A 1515-nucleotide genomic window follows, 5' to 3' on the forward strand; every position below is an offset into this window, starting at 1 on the left:
TGGTATTTCAAACGATCTTCATTTATTTTCACAAGAACTGGAACGACATTTGTCTCCTCTTGCTCTCACCCAACTAGCCAAAGAAACGGGATTCGTCACACGAACCAGTAAATATCGTGCGCAAGATTTAGTCGCCTTATGTGTATGGTGGAGTCAGCGAATAGCTACGACCTCTCTCAACCAGCTTTGCAGTACGTTAGAGGCAACGACAGGACTTCTCATGAGTCTTGAAGGACTGAATCAGCGTTTTAATCCAGCTGCTGTGCGTTTTCTGCAGCAGATCGTTTCGCTTTTACTCCAGCAAAAACGCTATTCGTTTGGATCGATTCCAAGCGAGTATTCGGGCTATTTTTCTCGCATTCGAATTCTCGATTCGACGACCTTTTAGCTTCCAGATAGCTTCGCAAGCTCCTATCAGGGGACAGGAGGGTGTAGTCACACCGCTGGTGTCAAAATCCAACTAGAATATGATCTGCAGAGTGGACAGTTCATCCATCTGCATACGAGTCACGGAAAGCAAAATGACAAAACCTACGGTACCACGTGTTTACAGGATATTCAACCGAAAGATGTGTTCATTCGGGATCTAGGCTATTTCTGCTTAGAAGATTTACATACCATTCAAGAGAAAGAGGCCTATTACATTTCACGCTTAAAACTCAACACACGGGTGTATCAAAAGAACGAAAATCCTGAGTATTTTCGGGATGGTACGCTCAAGAAGAAATCGGAGTACTCTCCCTGTCGATGGAAGACATTATGGAACGTCTACAACCAGGGGAAACGTTAGAAATTCCCGATGTCTATATCGGCATGTATGAAAAATTGCCCGCACGACTCGTCGTTTATCGACTAACGGAAACCCAGATCAAAAAACGAGACAAAGATCAGGAAATTCGAGAGAAAAAGAAAGGGATTACGTACTCCGAACGTAGCAAAAAGCTCAGTGCGTTGAACTTTTACATTACAAATATTCCAACGGAATGGGTACCTGGGGTACACTTGCATCACCTGTATTCCTTACGCTGGCAAATTGAGATTCTCTTTAAAACATGGAAATCATTCTTCCAGATCCATCACTGTAAAGAGATCAAGATCGAACGCTTGCAATGTCATCTTTATGGTCAGTTGATCGGTATCTTGCTTTGTTCTTCAACTATGTTTCAGATGCGGCAACTCCTATGGCGGAAGAAAAGAGAGCTCAGTGAATACAAAGCTTTTTATATGATCAAGGATTATATGCCCCTCTTGCATCAAGCCGTACAAAAAAACACCCAAGCTATATCGAAGATCCTGTTTCGTCTGTTTCACCTGTTAGAAAAGAACGGACGAAAATCTCACCGCTATGAGAAAAAAACAGTCTTTGATATTTTGGGTGTTGTCTACGAGTATACCACGTCTTCCAAGAAGGTTTCATAGCTAGCGTTTTAAAAAATAGCCTGGTTAAGGCTTATTTGGCATGTTTATTTTTAAGAAAACAAATTAACGACTCTTGAAAATAAGAGATTCCATCAC

The 1515-nt window shown here is 41.8% G+C and carries 1 pseudogene; it reads left to right on the top strand.

Annotated features, from left to right (window positions below):
- Positions 1 to 4 precede the first annotated feature (4 nt).
- Positions 5 to 1419 (top strand): annotated as a pseudogene (locus tag ACIFQN_RS24345) (IS4 family transposase).
- Positions 1420 to 1515 lie beyond the last annotated feature (96 nt).

This window comes from Brevibacillus sp. NRS-1366 (assembly GCF_050467985.1).